Genomic DNA, 16,993 nt, shown 5'->3' with positions numbered 1-16,993 from the left:
AACTTACTCATGACAAAAAAAATTGGATTCTTTATCGGTAGCTTAAGAAAAGACTCATACAACAAAAAGGTTGGCGAAACAATTGCTAGTCTTTTACCAGCAGGATACGAAGCTGAATTTATCGAAATCGGCGACCTGCCATTTTACAATGAAGACCTTGACACTGACGGCAATGTGCCAGCAGCTTGGACTCGTTTCCGTAATGAAGTGAAAGGCTTAGATGGTTTTATCTTCGTCACACCTGAATATAACCGTTCAGTACCAGCGGCTTTGAAAAACGCTCTTGATGTTGGTTCTCGCCCTTATGGACAAAGTGTTTGGGATGGCAAACCAGGTTTAGTTGTCACTGTATCACCAGGTGCAATCGCTGGATTCGGTGCTAACCACCACTTGCGTCAATCATTAGTCTTCTTGAACGTACCTACTTTGCAACAACCAGAAGCTTACATCGGCGGCATCCACACTTTAATCGGTGAAGATGGCGAAATCGTTGCTGATACAAAAGGTTTCTTACAAACAATCGTAGATGCGTTTGTACCATTCTTTGAAGCAAATTCAAAATAATACCGATAAGCAAACCATTTTTCAAAATAATCGAGAGGGTTCATCAGCGCAGGTTGATGAACCCTCTTTTTTTGTTGTCAAAAATTATAGTAATGTCTTGACTACATAAGAGACAGTAAAAAAAATTTTTTTACCTCAAGCAGCTACTAATTATTTTAAAACATCTTGATACAAGCGCAAAACATTTTTTGAAAATACTTTTTCAATTTCTCCATCGGAATAACCAGCCTGTGACAGTTTTAAAGCTAATTGTGGCAGATAGCTGGCGTCCTTGAGATCGGAGTTTAAGCGAATCCCGTCAAAATCCGAACCTAAGCCGACGCAGTCGATACCGCCGACATTTTTCAAATACGAAATATGCTCGACTAATTTAGTTATCAGATGGGTTTGGTCATCTGCTGCCCGTAAAAATTTTTCATAATAATTCATGCCGATAACCCCGCCACGATTAGCAATTTCTTTGATCAAGTCATCTGGTAAATTACGGTAATGATTTTTTACTTGGCGGCCATTGGAATGGCTAGCAACAAAAGGTCCTTTGGTGGTGGCCAGCACATCTTTCACCAATTGATCAGAGCCGTGGGAAACATCGACAATCATCCCCAGTTCTGCCATCCGCTCCACAATCCCAAAGCCGGTTTTAGTTAAGCCGGCTTGCTCCAATGTTACGATTTGCTCCGCTTCATCGGCATAAATAGCATTGGGATAGCCGATTTCATTTTTAAAATTCCAAGTTAAGGTCAGCATCCGCACCCCTGCTTGATAAAATTCCTCCAATTTAGAAATTTCTCCCTGCAAAGGCGCTCCTTCCTCCATAGTCAGCATGCTGCTGATAAAGCCCTGTTGTTGATTGGCCAGAATTTCGGCAACCATCGTGACCGGTCTTAGCCAGTCTTGATTTAAAGATAATTCCTCTTGGTAACAAGCAATCATTTCCTTAGCTGTTTGGTAGGGATTTTTGGCGGTTTCAAGATCCACATAAATCGCAAAATTTTGAACCAGATAATCTCCGGCCAGTAATTTTTGCCGGTCAATTTGAAAATCATTTTCCCGCAGTCCTTGGTAATGACCATCTAAATGGCTCTGATAGATTTTTAAAATGGTATCACAATGCATATCTGCAACTTTCATAACAGCACTCCTTTGAGTTTCAATAGCCTTATCATACCACTTTTTATTCACTAGACAATCCTACTGAGAAGTTAAAAAAAGAAGGACTAGCTCACGTCGTCCTTCTTGTGTTGAACAGATTAGTTTTGGTGATAACGAAAACAGCTTTGCAGATGGTCGTTGACAATGCCCACAGCTTGCAAAAATGCATAAATCGTCGTGGAGCCGACAAATTTAAAGCCACGTTTTTTTAAATCCTTGGCAATCTGATCAGATAACGGCGTATTCGCCGGAACTTCCGCCAATGTCTGATAGTCACCATAGATGACTTGATTATCGGTAAAGCGCCACAGATAATCACTCAAACTGTTTTCCTTTTGCAGCTCTAAAACTTTTTGAGCGTTGTTAATGGCCGCCTCAATCTTACGACGATTGCGGATAATGCCGGGATTATCCAGTAGCTCTAAAATTTTTTCCTCATCGTAATTGGCCACTGTTTCAATATCAAAATGGTCATAGGCCGCATCAAAATTTTCCATTTTATTTAAAATCGTCTGCCAGCTTAGTCCCGCCTGATTGATGTCTAACATTAATTTACGAAAAAGATTTTGGTCATCGTAAACCGGCACTCCCCAGACCGTATCATGATATTCTTGCATTTTTTGATTGGCATCTGCCCAACCGCATCGGGTCATCTCCGTCACCTCGTATATTTTCTATTTGTTTTCTCTAGTGTAGCAAAACTTTTCAAAAAATACTTTACAAAATTTAGCGTACTATTTATACTAGTACACAAGAAACAGTTGCTTTTTAAATTTAGAAAGGAGCTTCTAATGGTTTCAATAAATAAAAATAGTAGCAAACCCTACTATGAACAATTAATGCTGAGTATCAAGGAAGATATTTTGCAGGGGATTTTACAGGCTGGCGACCGCTTACCTTCTGTGCGGGAACTGGCATCTCAATTGATGATGAATCCCAATACAATTAGTAAAGCCTATAAATTACTGGAGGGGGAACAAGTCTTGACCACTGTGAAGGGTAAAGGAACTTACGTCAATAATCTTGATGATATTCAACGGGATGAGTACAAGGTGTCCCAATTAAAAAAGCGTTTCAACGATTTAGTAATTGAAGCGGGTCATCTCTTGGTCTCCCAAGATGAAATCATCGACTGGCTGCAGGAATCAGAAAAAAGTCTAGGAGGTGCTCTCCATGAAGATTGAACACCTGACTAAAAAAATTGATGGCCAGCTGGTCTTAGACGATATTTCGGTTGACTTGACTCCTGGTGAAATCATCGGCTTAATCGGCCGTAACGGTTCAGGGAAAACGACAATGTTTCGCACGCTAGCCGGCCATTATTTAGCAGATGGCGGCGAAGTTTTACTTGAAGGAGAAGACTTATTAAATACCCCTCACCTGCAGGAACGACTTTTTTATTTGGATGAACAGTATCATTTCTTGAACCACTATTCCTTGATAAAAATTGGTCGCTTTTACCAGACAATCTATCAGGAATTTGATTTTGATTTCTTTTTAAATCTGCTACAAAAACAACAATTGCCACTGCGAAAAAATTATCGCTCCTTGTCTAAGGGAATGCAGGGCCTTTTCAATATTATTTTAGCGCTGGCCTCCAATGCGCCGTATCTTTTTTTGGATGAACCCTTTGATGGCTTAGATGTAATTGTCAAAAAGAACGTGATTCGGCTACTGTTGGAAAATATGGGGGCCGCTCATCGGACAGTTTTGATTTCTTCTCATAATTTAAATGCGCTAGAAAGTCTGATTGACCGGGCATTGTTGTTAAAAGACAATCAAATCGTCCAGGATTATCGGTTGGAAACGATTCGTCAGCAATCCCGCAAGCTGCAGCTAGTCTTTCAGAAAAAACAAGTCCCCGAGCTGGTGAAGGCCAATAGTAAGGTCATAAACATTCAAGGACGCGTAGTCACAGCGGTCTTTGAAAATTATACACCAGAATTAGAAGCGCAAATCAAACAATTAGAGCCAATCGTTTTTGAAGAGTTACCTTTAAGTTTAGAGGATTTATTTGAAGCCAATCTCAGCCGGGAAGCTGATTACCAACTATTTATGTAAAGGAGTAGACGATGGATAAAAAAGTTTTTGCGCTGATGAAACAGCGTTACGGGAAATTTGTGCTGATTGCTGGCTTGTTGATTGTACTATTTTATATCTTTTCAGCAACAAATTTTATTGGCAACTGGCAATCTAATCAAGAGTATTATTTTTCAAAGGATTTTATTGAATACTATCAATCTAGTGATAATATTGAAAACTCCTTTGATGAACAGGGGAACATCCTCTCAGAAGAACCTACATCTTTGGAGGATTATCGCGACCAGCAGCTTTATGTTTTTGAAAAGAGCAATAGCTCAAGTTATAGTGATAAGCTCTATGAAAAAAAATATCAGTCTGGCGGAGAATATTCTTACGCTTCAATAAGACCTCTTGAATTAAATGGGATGATTTTTCTCGCCTTAGGTTTCTTATTGTTCTTTGTGGATTTAAAAACATCTTTTAATACCTTTTTATTTTCCAGTGGCATTTCCCGCAAGAAAATCTTTATGGGAAAATTACTGACAGTTGCGCTACCAATTTTAGTCCTTTTTATTGTGGCAACTTTAATCCAATTGGCCATTATCAGTCTAAATATTCCAGACCCGTATTTTAACAGCGAACTTGGGCCGCTGCTCTCCAGCTTGATCAGCACTTGGGCACTAGCTTTCCTCAACTTGACAATGGGGATTTTCATTGGGATTTTAACTGGAAATTTAATTTTGGGACCTTTAACCGTACTGGTATATGGCACGATGTTTTTAGGAATCCCTGGACTGCTTAACAACATACAGAGTTTAATTTACGGGGTTACCGAAGCGACACCGATTGATTTTTTAAGTTATTTCAATTTCGGTCTGGCTAAACAAATGAATCCGGTCTTGCTACCGGTAGTGTTAATCCTAGTCAGTTGTCTATTTATCTTTTTAGCTGTCAAAGCCTTCCAAAAAGTGTCCTTAGAAAACAATGGTCATTTTCTCTTAGTGCCTAAATGGCGGCTGCCGATTTTTATTTTTATGGCCCTTTATGCAAATCTAATTGTGAGTTTCTTAGTATCAACACCTTTGTTGAATTATCAATATACCGTAGCATTTTATGAAGCTAATGCCTCGCTGTTACCGTATGTGGTGCAGTTGCTTATTCAACTAGTCATCGTCACTTTAATTTGCGGACTTTTGGTTTATTCAGATACCCTTATTCAACGCCTGCAAGAGCGGCGGGAGAAAAAATTTGCAAGACTAAGTTAAGCGGGCTTTGCCAGCTGATTTATCATAATTTTCTTCTATTTAGTGAATAAAATACTAAATAGCACTAGTCAATAGGTGGTTATGCCACTTTTGACTAGTGCTTCTTTTTTTGTAAACATTTTTTAGCCTGCCTTAAACAAGTTAGATTTGTTTAATTAATTTTAATAGCCATGTGATTGACTGTTCGTTCTTTTTTTATTTGATAACTCAAAAGAACTCCTAGAATCAGCGTAGTGAGTATTAAAAGTCCCCCGCCTTGTAACAGCACTGCCCCCAAGTTGTCAGCAATTGCTGCTTCTTGAATAATTGTCGGCATCTGCAAATAATAATGGGGAAACCAGCGCCATAAGCTGCCGCCATCATCCAGCATTTCAATAAAAGCATAAGGCGCAGCTAATAAAAAGATGCTTAACACAATGGTCAGTAGGCTGCGTTTGGTCACCAACGACAGCCAAGCGATTAGCAAAATAACTAAGACACTCCATAAAACAGCTGTCGCAAAAAGTAAAAGCAGATATTGCCATAATTCAAGGACAAAGTCTTCAGAAATCACGATTGGATAACGCAGGATTCCGAAATCCTGCGAGTAGAGGCTGCCTCCTAAAACTATCACGATTGTTAGAGCAATACTTAGTCCCAACACTAGAAAAAAGGCAAACTGAATTTTGCTTTTGATAAAAGCGCTCCGCTTAAAGGGCTGTGTATATAAAAACTTGATGCTCTGATTTTCAAACTCACTGGTAAACAAATCAAAAAATAATAAGACCAACACCAAAACTAAGACAATGCCAATCGCGCCTTGATAAAACAATTGCAAGGTATTCAACCCGCTAATCTTTTTCTGATAGCGCAGTGGTTCAATCTTTTGGTCAAGAAAATACTGGTTCACCTGCAAATTCATTTCAACTTCTGCCTGGTCAACTTCGCTGCCGACATTCTCCCCTGCAGCCAGCAACTCTAGCTGATTGCTTTGCCAAGCGAGATACCCACTAATGGCCCGCTGCCAGTCAGCTTGATTAATCCCGAGATATTCTTCATCAATTGCCTGCATCCCTTGATTGTAAAGGCTGATGGTCGCAGCCACTTCCTCGGTCACTTCTTCGTTGACCATCTGCAAGCTCATCATATTGTCATAATAGCGATTGTACAGCACTGACAACTCTTCTAAATGGGTTTGCCGCTGCTCTTCATTTTGCTGATTGGAGATAAAAACAAAGCCAAGTGACGCTAATAGTAACGCAATCACCAATAGTCTATTTTTTAATTGCCGCAGCCATTTAACTCCTTCAAACTTCATCAGTTTCATAATCTTTACTCCTAAACAAGTCGAAATAAATATTTTGGGTACTCTCTTCACTGATTGCCGTATCATGAATCAGAATTTCATTAAGCCGACAATACTCTAAAAACTCTTGGTATTCGTCTTGTGTCAAGGTCACTTCGATTTTCTTTGGTGCCAGCTGTTCAAAGGTCAGCTGCTGTTGAACAAGATAAGCAGCAGCTTGGACAATCTCCTCTAACACAAAAGTATAATCTAACCTCTGGGCGTGATAGTCTTTGGCAGAAACAAAATCTCCCTCATGAAGAAAATAAATATTATCCGTCAGACGATCGATTTCATCTAAATTATGAGAAGAAAAAAGTACCGTGGTCCCCTCTTGATACAGCTCCTTTAAAATTTCCCGAACCCGCAGAACACTGGAGGGGTCTAAGCCATTTAGCGGTTCATCCAAAATAATTAATTGCGGTTTAGGCAACACCGCCATCGCAAATAGCAGATGCTGCTTCATTCCTAAAGAATATTTTTTGACCTGCTTTTTCAAATAGCCAGTCATCTGCAAACGATCGGTTAAAGCCTGCTGTGCTTCCTTTGAAATTTCATGAATGCTGGCGACAAAGTCTAGATGATCTTGGCCGGTCAGCTCCCCATAAAGCACTGAATTATCCTGCAGATAGGTCACCTCTTTAAAAATACTAGAATCTGTATGCTTTTTGTCTAAAATAGTAATTTCTTGGTAACTGGCCGATTCTATATTTGTAATGATATTTAAAAAAGTCGATTTCCCCGTTCCGTTGGGGGCCACCAGCGCCATAATTGTCGGCTCGCTAATTTCTAAGTCAACCTCATCTAATACACACTGATCTTTAAAATATTTTGTTAACTGACTGATTTTAAGAATCATCTCGCTGCTCCTTTTTACTCCGAAATATTTATTTTTTGACTGTCTTAACTACACATTTTTCTTTTGTAAATTTGCCCGCACACAATTAACATTACACCGTTAAAGATTGTTAAACTCAGCAGACCCTTTTGCCAGCTGATATCTGGATTCGATGTTCGCCTAGCTAAGCTGAAATTAGAATAGTAGCCGATATTCTCAGCATCAAAACTATAGTAGTCATGCTCATAATTGGGAGCTAGCGGATCTGTTGAATAACCACCCTCTACCAAGATAGGTTCCTCGTTACTATTACTGAAAAAAATATCACTAGCAGACACATATGTACTTGGACTGTAAGCTGCTAATGGTCTAAGCTGTGCCGGAAGAGTCAATTGGCTGGCAAACAATAGATACGCAAACAGCGCCAAACTCAAAAAGATGCTGACAAAACTTTTCCGCAGAAATAGAAAAAATAACTGGCTAATTATATAAAACAGCATTAAATTTAATAAAAATATTCCGCTGGCAACTAACAAATATTGCCAAACTGGGATAATGTGATACTGGTAAAATTCCCCTTTCATTAAAACAGGAAATAGCCAACTACTTCTACTGCCAAACAGCCATGGGATAGCGTAAGCAAAACAGCCTAGTAAAACTAAAAAAAGGAGACTGCGAATCAGAAATTCTAGCAGGTCCGCCAAAAATACTTTGACTCGAGGAAGTGGTTGAACTGCAAAAAAACGATAATTATTGGCTTCGTTAAATTTCAAGTTTTGAAAACCAAAACAAAGCATGAAATAAACTAAACCAAAAATACTCAACAAATAGGTTGAAAGTGACATCAAGAAAGTTTGGGTGTTCGTCCCATAGCGAATAGAATCATTGGCAATATTTTGTTCCAATAAATAGTCATTGACTAATTTGCGGCCATCGACATAAAATCCCGGTTCAAAACCATAGAGTTCCATAGGAGTGGGCCCATAGACACTAAGTTGAGGCGAAAGTCGATAATAGCCATCAAACCACTGATTTTCTATTGCTAAGCGGTCGGTAGAACTCCCATTGTGAAATAATTCAAGTTCATCAATGACTTTTTGAGTAGACTCATTGAAAGCCTCTTGATTTTCTGGCAACACATCTTCTGGACTGTCTCTGTAATCTACTAAAAATTGTTTATTATGTTTAATTATTTCTTGATCCCTTGCCCAGAGCTGGTCTTGTTCCCGCTGACGCAGCGTTTGATTTGAGAAAAAAAGCAAGACAATCAAAAGAAAAGGAATAATCAGTAAAATGTTTGTCGTCAAATCCCTGCGACTCAGTTTTCGTTTAAAAAATAAATAAGTTTTAAATGTCTGCATAAGTTCTCCTAAAGATTAATCGCACATTCGCTTGTTAAACAGTCCGATACTCAGTAAAAATAGTAGACCATTCATCACAACTAAACTAAGCACACCTTTATCCCAGCTTATCTGAGAATTACCGGTTCTAACAATCAGATTATGACCCATATAATAACCTGCATTTTCAGTAGTAAAGGCGTAGTTTTCAAATAGAAAAAAATCGGTTTCCCAATTAGATTGTTCATAGGTCTCCATCACTAGTTGCTGTGGCTCATTACTTTGACCAATCATTATCTGACTGGGATTAACATACGTTGTCGGCGAGTAGGCAGCAACTGACTGTAAATTTTCTGGCAAAATAAGCTGGCTAAGAACAAAAAAGTAACCAAAGATAGCCAGAGTAAGTCCCACCACCACAAAACTTTTACGCAATAAGCAAAATAATAGCTGCACACAAAAATAGAAAAAACAAAGATTTAGCAAAAACAAACCTGAGGTAATGAAAAGATACTGCCAAACAGGTAAAATCGTTAATTGCCCTACTTGATTTCCTGTAGCAATCAGCACAGGATAATCCCAGTTCTGTGACGAGCCCAAGAATTTAGCCAGCAGATAGGCAAAAGCCAAGAGCGCCAGTAAATAAACAAATGCCTTCAAAATAAATTCAAAAAAGTCCGCTAAAAAAATCCGACTGCGACCCAATGGCTGAACGGCAAAATAGCGATACTTGCCAGCTTCATTGCGTCTCAGATTACTAAAGGAAAAGCACAGAATAAAATAAACAAGACCTAAAATCCCTGTCAGATAACCCGATAATGACACTAGAAAAGTTGCTGTGCCAGTCCCATAACGCATGGAATCAGCTTTCATATCATTTTTCAACAAGTAGCGGTCAATTAATAACTTACCGTCAACAAAAAATGTCGGATAAAAGCCATAGACTTCTTTTTCCATATCTGGATAGTGCCACCAAACTCGTGGAGCCAATTGATAGTATTTTTCCAGTTCAGTAATTTCTAAAGTTAATTTTTCAGAAGTCGTTCCCTGATGATACAAGGCAAATTTTGCAACGAGTGCTTCTGTTCCTTCACGAATCACCTGCATTGTTTTTGGAAACGAAGGATCATCGTACAAATAATCCGCATCAATCGTAAATTGCTGATACGCCTCCTGCTCTTGATAACTCCGCTGAATCTCAGCCTGTTCTCGATTATTTAATAATTGATTCGTAAAAAATAGTCCACTGATGAGCAAAAAAGGCAGCAGCAATAATAATTTGGCAGGCAAATCGTGTTTATTCAGCTGACGTTTAAATCGTAAATAACTCTTCACATCCCCCATAGCGACTCCTTTACTTAACTACACATTTTCTTTTTAAATAGCCAGCTGCTGATGACCGCCATTAAACCAGTAAAAATCCCCGAACTTAAACATCCTCTTTGCCAGCTAATTTGCCCATTGCCAGTTTTTCTCGCTAAATTAGCTACGGTATAATAGCCACCATTCTCTGCCGTAAATAAAAAAGAAAAAAGCGAAAAAGTATCGTCTTCAGGGTTTCCCCTTGAACCACTACCACTGATTAATTGTTGTTCTTCATTACTTTGGCCGATTAAAATGGCTGATGGTGTAACATATGTTGTTGGACTATAGCTGATAGCCTCCTGCAGGTTTGTCGGCCAACTTACCTGACTCAAGACAAAGAAGTAAGCAAAGATTGCCAAACTGAAAAAAATACTCACAAAACTTTTGCGGATAAGTAAAAAAATCAGCAACGTGATAAAATAAAATCCGCAAAGATTAACCAGAAACATTCCAAACACTATTACTAAATAATGCCAGACCGGAAGTATAGTAAGACTGCTCATTTGGCCGCTGACCGTGGTCAATACCGGATAGTCCCAACTACTGGCTTCACCAAAAAGCCAGGCCAGAGAATAGGCAAATACGATTAATAACAACAGGTAGCCAACCGAACGACCTAAAAACTCTAAAAAGTCCGCTAAAAAAATAGTTCGCCGCTGCAAAGGCTGGACTGCTAAAAAACGATATTTATCGTTTTCATTTTGTTTTAACTGATTAAAGCCAAAACACAGCATAAAATAGCAAAGTCCGCCAATTCCCGTCAAGTAGACCGAAAGAGAAATTAAAAAAGTTGCCGTGTTCGTTCCATAGCGAATAGAATCATCAGCAATCTGCTGGTCAATTAAATAATTATTAACCAGTCTTTTGCCATCAACAAATGGTTTTACGTAAAACCCATACGTTTCCACTTCCTCTTCTGGATAATCCCATTCCTGTAAAGGCACATTATAAAAAGTATCAAGTTCCTGATTTTCCCTCTTTAAGCGTTCTAAAAATGTCCCGTGTTCATACACTTCAATTCGCTCTAAATCATTTTGACCACTCTCAAACCAAGCCTGATAATACTGTTCTGAATAATCATAGTCATCTTGAGAAGTGTCTCTATCTAGAAATTCTTGAGCATTTTCACTAATCATTTGATTTCGGGCAGAAATCGCCGCTTGCTCTCTTTGAGCCAACGTTTGGTTTACAAAAAAAAGACCAATAATCAATAAAAAGGGCAAAAGCATTAAAATTGTTGCTGACAAATCTTTTTTTCTCGTTGCCCGTTTAAATTTTAGATAGTAACCTAAATTATTTTTCATATTGTCTCCAATAATCTCCCAGCTGCATGTGAACCATAGCACTTGTCTTCTTAAAATAATGATACCTTATTAAAAGAAGATAAAATAGCAAAAATCGCTACTTTTTTATGGGAAAACAAAAAAATGTTTTTATATAAGAGTTGGAATTCATAATTTTTTGTGGATGAGTAGAAGCGCTCCTCAATTTTTTTATTCTTTGAGACATAAAAAAACTACTTAAGAACTTGCTAATGCAAATTCCTAAGTAGCTTTATAAGTAGCTTTCACCATTATTCATCTGGTTAATCTAACACATCATCACTTTCAGCAATTTCGCCAGCCTCCAACTCAAAGTCGGCTTCCGGATGTAGTGGCTCTGCTTGATCAGTCACCAAGCCAGTCGTTGCGTTCGCATCGTCTGGTTGCATCACAATAGTTTCTACTGAATCTGGCAGCTCGTCATCCAAGCGATAGCTCTGCGCTTGGGTCGCTCCTAATAATTCTAGGATATGCTGCCATTCATCATTGGCAATCACCATCACGTCTGTGCCGTTTTCAGCCTCTAATTTCACAACTGCTTCAAGCTCGTCTCCCACCTGCTGTAAAATTTTCTCCAAAGGCCATTCATTATTATCCAAATTTATTCTTGTTACCATTTATTTTTCCTCCATCAGCAAAATTTATCGTCTTAGCGATAACTTCCTTTCACTATACGGGGGAGCTTTATGGATGGAAACTGTTTTGCTTGAACTTGCTAAGCTGAAAGATACTAAAAGTTTTCCTGTTGAATGTTTTAAAACAGTTTAAAAATTTAGTACATCCCTTTTGGCCTATTTAATCAAGATATTTTTAGCTTGAAAACAACATTCCCTTGCCCCATAATCTGCCTCTTCAAATTAAAAACAATTGGTGAAATTAATGAAATACTTTTGTAATTGTGCAGCTGACAGAGGCGAGCTATTAATTGTTTTTCAAATTAAAGGTGCTCAAGCAAATCTAGTTTCAAGAAAAGACTGTAAGATTACGTTTTCATAACTCGTCATTTGCTAGATTAAATAGCTTTTGTTATATGCAATTATTTTTAAACTAAGCCAAGTTGAAAATTTTTGATTGTCTAATCAGGAAATCTTTTTCTGTTAAATCGTATTTTTATGATTTCCAGCAGAACTCCAGTATGATTACTGCTGTGAGTGTTATATGGTATTCTGCTCAAAAATAATTCTAAACGATTATGATTGTTGGCGTTATTTATAGAACAGTGCGGGTTCGATTCCGGCCACTCACGTAGTCTTGATAAATGAAAAGTGAAATCAGTTGTCCATAAACTGATCTCACTTCGTTTTCATGATATAATGCTGACTTAAATCATCTTTTTCACATCAGCTTGTCAGTAGTATGTCCTCTAATTCCGCCAACAATTTTTTTGCTTCTCCCATAATATAAACTTCGTCAGGAATCACTTTCACAGGCACCAGCTCCTCTGTCAAAATTCCTAAATCATTTTTTAAAAAGCGTAATGACGAATCTAGAACAACTAAATTGGCTTTAAGTTCTGGTTGCTTGCGTTGTTCTTTAGTGATTTTTTCAATTGTATAAAGACCTCCTTCTTTTTGAACAGTATCTTGAAATTCCCTGTACAATCGATTCATAACGGGTCTTCTATTCGCTGCATCTTCTACAACAAAAAGTATTTTCTTCTTAATCATCCGATTCTCTCCTTTTATATCTCATCTATTCGTTTTTTGATTGGACGGGCCGGCACGCCTGCAACCACCGTATTACTAGGGATATCTTGGGTCACGACTGCTCCAGCTGCGACGACTGCTCCATCACCTATTTTGACCCCCGGTAAAATAGTACAATTGCCTCCAATCCAAACATCATTGCCGATAATCACCGGCTGTGCCTGAGCCAACTTTTTCCTTCTAGCTTGGGGATTTAAGGGATGCCCGACTGTCGTAATCAAAGTGTTCGGTCCAATCATGCAAAAATCGCCAATCCTCACAAGTCCACAATCTAAAATCGTCACGTTATAATTCGTTAAAAAGTCTTTGCCGACATGAATATTTAAGCCGTTATCACAGAAAAAATTAGGCTGCATATAAACTGGCCCCTTAGTCGAGCCAAATATCTCTTGAATTTTGATATTCTGGCTGGTTAAATCAGTCGGATCAATCTGATTAAACTCCTGACAAAGTTTCAATGCCCGCTCTTTCGTTTTTACTAGTTGGCTATCAAAAAAATCATATGCCAAACCTGCTGCCTGTTTATCTAGTTCATTCAAAAACTTCACCCCTTATCAAGCAGAATTTTTTATCTGCTTGTTTTCATTCATCATAGCAACTGCTAAAATGAAGTGAAATGGGTTAACTTTAAATTGGAGCAGCGTTCTAAAATTGCCTGAAAATTGAGGGCTATTTTTGAAACACTGTTTTGGAAAAGAGGCCACTATGTTAATTCGAGAACGGTTAGAAACTTTTTCTTTTACGGCTGGCGAACAAAAAGTTGTCGACTATTTATTAGTTGAAGGAGACAATATTGCCGATAAATCCACCAGTCAAATTGCGCAGTCGACTTTTTCTTCAAAGTCGACTTTAGTGCGGATTGCCCAAAAATTAAATTATTCAGGCTGGAGCGACTTTAAAGCTGACTATTTAAGGGAAATTGATTATTTAGATAAATTTGTCGCCAAGGTCGACGCCAATCGTCCCTTCACAAAAACTGATTCTTTGATGTCAATCGCCGCCAAAATTGCCGCTTTAGAAAAAGAAGCGATTGCAGATTCATTGAGTTTGCTTAGTCATAATCAATTGCGTCAGGCATTGACGCTGCTGACTAACGCCAAAACAATTCATCTTTTTGCCGTCAGCAATAATCTTTTACTCGCCCAAGAATTCGCCCATAATATGGCTCGCATAAAAAAAGAGGTCCGCATCCACGCATTGCAAAGTGAGTTAATTTTTCGAGCTGGTTTAGCTGAGGCAGACTCTTGTGCCATTATCATCAGCTATTCTGGGGAAACGGAAGTTCTAAAGGATGTCAGTCATTTATTAAAGCAAAAACAGATTCCAATTATTCTTCTAACGAGCCTCGGAGAAAACAGTCTTTCCCGAACAGCTGATTGCCTCTTGCATTTATCTACGCAAGAAAAGCTGTACTCAAAAATTGCTTCCTTTGCGACAGATTATTCAATTACTTACATTTTAGATGTTCTATACAGCTGTGTTTTCGCCCAAAACTACAATGAGAATTTCAAGTTGAAACAAACTCTTGCCGCTCAAGTTGAAAAACATCGCTCCTCAGATTCTGCCATTTTGAGGGAGGAATGAGAGCAGTCAGTTTAGACAAAATCAAAAAATGAAGATAATAAAAACAGCAGCAAAAAAACTTTTCTGGTTTTTGCTGCTGTTCTCATATCTAAACCTCTAAAACTTCTTCTCTCAAAAAGATAAGCCTACAAAACTCACTCAACTAAAAAGCACCCACTCTTATTATCACGAGTGAGTGCTGATTGAACGAAATCACTGAACTTAGCTTATTTCCGTTTCTTTTTCTTCTTTTTATTTTTCTTGACCATCCGATTCATGGCCATTTTACCAAGCTTACCTTTGACCCCACCGCCGAACATTTGATCCATGCCGGGAATATTATTCATATTGCCTTTAGACATCTGCTGCATCATTTTGCGGGATTCTTTGAATTGCTTGATCATCCGGTTGACTTCGACGACAGAATTCCCAGAACCAGCGGCAATCCGTCGGCGACGACTTGGATTTAATAAATCTGGATCTTCCCGTTCTGCTGGAGTCATTGAAAGGACCATCGCTTTTTTGCGGGCAACATCTTTCGGGTCAACATTGATATTTTCAATGCCGGGCATTTGATTCATGCCGGGAATCATTTTCATCAAATCTTCTAGCGGCCCCATGCTCATAACTTGATCTAATTGTTCGATGAAGTCATTGAAGTCAAAGGAATTTTCCCGCATTTTTTGGGCTAATTCTTCGGCCTTTTTCTCATCGTAATCCTGCTGAGCTTTTTCAATTAAAGTCAGCATATCCCCCATACCGAGAATTCTAGAACTCATTCGATCTGGATGGAAAATTTCTAAGTCAGTTAGTTTTTCACCGGAACCGATAAATTTAATTGGCGCACCGGTCACCGAACGAATTGACAGCGCCGCACCACCACGAGTGTCCCCGTCGAGTTTGGTAATGACTACCCCAGTAATACCCAGTTGTTGGTTAAAACTATCTGCTACATTGACAGCGTCTTGACCGGTCATTGCATCGACAACCAAAAGAATTTCATTTGGCTGGGCAACTTCTTTAATTTGCTTCAATTCATCCATCAGAGTTTCATCGATATGTAGACGCCCCGCCGTATCAATGATGACATAATCATTTTTCTTTTCTTCGGCTAACGCCATCCCTTGGCGGACAATTTCCACTGGGCTGACGTCGGTACCCATATCAAATACTGGCACATCTAACTGTTGGCCTAAAACCTTCAACTGATCAATCGCCGCTGGCCGATAAACGTCACCGGCAATCATTAAAGGCCGGGCATTTTCCGTTTTGATTAAATGATTGGCAAGTTTTCCGGCAAAGGTTGTTTTACCAGCACCCTGCAACCCAACCATCATAATGACTGTTGGAATTTTAGGAGATTTATTCAAGCCAACGGTTTCTGAGCCGAGGGTTTTGGTTAATTCTTCGTCAACAATTTTGACAATTTGTTGGGCTGGTGACAAGCTGTCTAAAACTTCCACCCCAACTGCCCGTTCGCGAACATTTTTGGTGAATTCCTTCACCACTTGCAAGTTTACATCGGCTTCTAATAGAGCCAGCCGAATTTCTCGCATCATTTCTTTGACATCAGCCTCGCTGACTTTTCCTTTGCGCCGCAGCTTGCTTAAAGCACCCTGCAGGCGTTCTGTTAAACTTTCAAATGCCATGACTTAATTCCATCCTTTATTCGTCAATTTCTTGGATTGCTTCGATAATTTCTTGAATTTTTTTATCTTTTGGATAGGTCTCACTGATGTATTCACTCAGTTTATCTAATAATTCTCCCCGAACGATGTAATCGGAAAACATCGACAGCTTCCGCTCGTAGTCCTCAAGAATTTTTTCCGTACGCTTAATATTATCATAGACGGCTTGGCGACTGACCTGATACTCTTCGGCGATTTCCCCCAATGAAAAATCATCCGCATAATACAGCTCCATGTAATTCATCTGCTTTTCAGTCAGCAGTGTCGAATAAAATTCAAATAGCGCATTCATGCGATTGGTTTTTTCAAGCTCCATGGATACTCGCTCCCTCAGTCGTTTTTTTTAGCCAGTCTTCATCAGACAAAACCGTCAAGCCTTGATTGATGAAATAGGCCGTCGCTACGCCAACGCCGGCGACTTTTACACCGGAAAAACTACCGTCATAAATTAGACCGCAGCCGCAACTAGGACTTTTTGCCTTTAAGACCACCGTGGTTATGCTGGCCTCCTGCAATTTTGCGAAAGCTTTGATGGCACCAGCTTTAAAGCTTTCCGTGACATCTTCGCCGGTTTTTGTCATAACTTTGGCTTGATTTTGCCAAACCGCAAAGCCATCACCGCCGACAATCTCCGCTGGTGTTCGCGGCGTTTGTAAACCGCCGATGACCTCAGGGCAAATCATCACAGCTTCACCTTGTTGAACCAAAGTCTGCAGCTGAGCAACTGGATTACTGCCGCCGTCATAGCGACACTTGACTCCGCCCAGACAGCTGCTGATTCCCATGATTGGCTTGTTCATTTTTAGCTGGCCTCCTTGGCTGATCAACGTCTAAAAATTGCTTT

At 39.2% G+C, this 16,993-nt stretch carries 18 protein-coding genes; 5 read left to right on the top strand and 13 right to left on the bottom strand.

The genetic code is table 11. The features are described 5' to 3' along the window. Positions 1-9 precede the first annotated feature (9 nt). Entirely contained in the window at positions 10-564 is a 555-nt protein-coding gene (locus ACYSNU_RS10895) for an NADPH-dependent FMN reductase (protein ID WP_461737231.1), read from the top strand. Positions 565-714: 150 nt separating this feature from the next. Here the strand turns inward: ACYSNU_RS10895 and ACYSNU_RS10890 are convergent, their stop codons facing one another. Together ACYSNU_RS10890 and ACYSNU_RS10885 are read right to left on the bottom strand one after the other, a co-directional pair. Beyond that, positions 715-1,695, bottom strand: a complete 981-nt coding sequence (locus tag ACYSNU_RS10890) for a dipeptidase (RefSeq protein WP_461737230.1) — start codon at positions 1,693-1,695, stop codon at positions 715-717. Positions 1,696-1,814: 119 nt separating this feature from the next. Then, positions 1,815-2,369 carry a DNA-3-methyladenine glycosylase I gene (locus tag ACYSNU_RS10885; RefSeq protein ID WP_461737229.1) on the bottom strand — a complete coding sequence of 185 codons (555 nt, stop codon included), beginning with the start codon at positions 2,367-2,369 and terminating at the stop codon, positions 1,815-1,817. Between the two features lie 138 nt (positions 2,370-2,507). Between ACYSNU_RS10885 and ACYSNU_RS10880 the strand changes: the two genes are divergently transcribed. The 3 genes from ACYSNU_RS10880 to ACYSNU_RS10870 are packed head-to-tail and all read left to right on the top strand — an operon-like array spanning position 2,508 to position 5,003. Beyond that, positions 2,508-2,900 carry a GntR family transcriptional regulator gene (locus ACYSNU_RS10880; protein WP_461737228.1) on the top strand — a complete coding sequence of 131 codons (393 nt, stop codon included), beginning with the start codon at positions 2,508-2,510 and terminating at the stop codon, positions 2,898-2,900. Next, on the top strand, positions 2,890-3,777 hold the full coding sequence (locus ACYSNU_RS10875) for an ATP-binding cassette domain-containing protein (RefSeq protein ID WP_461737227.1): 888 nt from the start codon (positions 2,890-2,892) through the stop codon (positions 3,775-3,777). The genes ACYSNU_RS10880 and ACYSNU_RS10875 overlap by 11 nt, the downstream gene beginning before the upstream one ends. An 11-nt stretch (positions 3,778-3,788) precedes the next feature. Next, positions 3,789-5,003 carry a hypothetical protein gene (locus tag ACYSNU_RS10870; protein ID WP_461737226.1) on the top strand — a complete coding sequence of 405 codons (1,215 nt, stop codon included), beginning with the start codon at positions 3,789-3,791 and terminating at the stop codon, positions 5,001-5,003. 151 nt (positions 5,004-5,154) lie between these two features. Here the strand turns inward: ACYSNU_RS10870 and ACYSNU_RS10865 are convergent, their stop codons facing one another. The 8 genes from ACYSNU_RS10865 to ACYSNU_RS10830 all read right to left on the bottom strand — a co-directional run bounded on the left by ACYSNU_RS10865 (position 5,155) and on the right by ACYSNU_RS10830 (position 13,437). Further along, positions 5,155-6,309 carry an ABC transporter permease gene (locus ACYSNU_RS10865; RefSeq protein WP_461737225.1) on the bottom strand — a complete coding sequence of 385 codons (1,155 nt, stop codon included), beginning with the start codon at positions 6,307-6,309 and terminating at the stop codon, positions 5,155-5,157. Next, positions 6,290-7,186, bottom strand: coding sequence for an ABC transporter ATP-binding protein (locus tag ACYSNU_RS10860; RefSeq protein WP_461737224.1), 897 nt, complete (start codon positions 7,184-7,186; stop codon positions 6,290-6,292). The genes ACYSNU_RS10865 and ACYSNU_RS10860 overlap by 20 nt, the downstream gene beginning before the upstream one ends. Before the next feature lie 44 nt (positions 7,187-7,230). Continuing rightward, positions 7,231-8,526, bottom strand: a complete 1,296-nt coding sequence (locus tag ACYSNU_RS10855) for a hypothetical protein (protein WP_461737223.1) — start codon at positions 8,524-8,526, stop codon at positions 7,231-7,233. 15 nt (positions 8,527-8,541) lie between these two features. Beyond that, on the bottom strand, positions 8,542-9,849 hold the full coding sequence (locus tag ACYSNU_RS10850; RefSeq protein WP_461737222.1) for a hypothetical protein: 1,308 nt from the start codon (positions 9,847-9,849) through the stop codon (positions 8,542-8,544). Positions 9,850-9,863: 14 nt separating this feature from the next. Then, the gene (locus ACYSNU_RS10845) at positions 9,864-11,174 is read right to left on the bottom strand and encodes a hypothetical protein (RefSeq protein WP_461737221.1); all 1,311 of its coding nucleotides are present in this window, start codon (positions 11,172-11,174) and stop codon (positions 9,864-9,866) included. 281 nt (positions 11,175-11,455) lie between these two features. Next, a complete protein-coding gene (locus ACYSNU_RS10840; RefSeq protein ID WP_461737220.1) occupies positions 11,456-11,809 on the bottom strand; it encodes a hypothetical protein in 354 nt (117 codons plus the stop codon). Positions 11,810-12,532: 723 nt separating this feature from the next. Then, the gene (locus ACYSNU_RS10835; RefSeq protein ID WP_461737219.1) at positions 12,533-12,859 is read right to left on the bottom strand and encodes a hypothetical protein; all 327 of its coding nucleotides are present in this window, start codon (positions 12,857-12,859) and stop codon (positions 12,533-12,535) included. Positions 12,860-12,873: 14 nt separating this feature from the next. Next, complete coding sequence (locus ACYSNU_RS10830; RefSeq protein WP_461737218.1) at positions 12,874-13,437, bottom strand: sugar O-acetyltransferase; 564 nt, start codon at positions 13,435-13,437, stop codon at positions 12,874-12,876. A 166-nt stretch (positions 13,438-13,603) separates the two neighbouring features. Between ACYSNU_RS10830 and ACYSNU_RS10825 the strand changes: the two genes are divergently transcribed. Beyond that, positions 13,604-14,482: a MurR/RpiR family transcriptional regulator gene (locus ACYSNU_RS10825; RefSeq protein ID WP_461737217.1), complete on the top strand. Its 879-nt coding sequence runs from the start codon at positions 13,604-13,606 to the stop codon at positions 14,480-14,482. Between the two features lie 206 nt (positions 14,483-14,688). On the opposite strand, the gene ffh is transcribed toward ACYSNU_RS10825, so the two are convergent. From ffh to ACYSNU_RS10810, 3 genes are read right to left on the bottom strand one after another with little or no spacing between them, the layout of a single operon-like run. Next, a complete protein-coding gene (gene ffh / locus ACYSNU_RS10820; protein ID WP_265460160.1) occupies positions 14,689-16,110 on the bottom strand; it encodes a signal recognition particle protein in 1,422 nt (473 codons plus the stop codon). A gap of 16 nt (positions 16,111-16,126) precedes the next feature. After that, on the bottom strand, positions 16,127-16,465 hold the full coding sequence (locus ACYSNU_RS10815) for a putative DNA-binding protein (protein WP_461737216.1): 339 nt from the start codon (positions 16,463-16,465) through the stop codon (positions 16,127-16,129). Then, positions 16,455-16,937 carry a 2-thiouracil desulfurase family protein gene (locus ACYSNU_RS10810; protein ID WP_461737487.1) on the bottom strand — a complete coding sequence of 161 codons (483 nt, stop codon included), beginning with the start codon at positions 16,935-16,937 and terminating at the stop codon, positions 16,455-16,457. The genes ACYSNU_RS10815 and ACYSNU_RS10810 overlap by 11 nt, the downstream gene beginning before the upstream one ends. Positions 16,938-16,993: the final 56 nt, after the last annotated feature.

It is taken from the genome of Enterococcus sp. LJL120, assembly GCF_054871765.1.
Note: the sequence above shows the minus strand (reverse complement) of the source record. Positions and strands in the feature narration are given on the sequence as shown.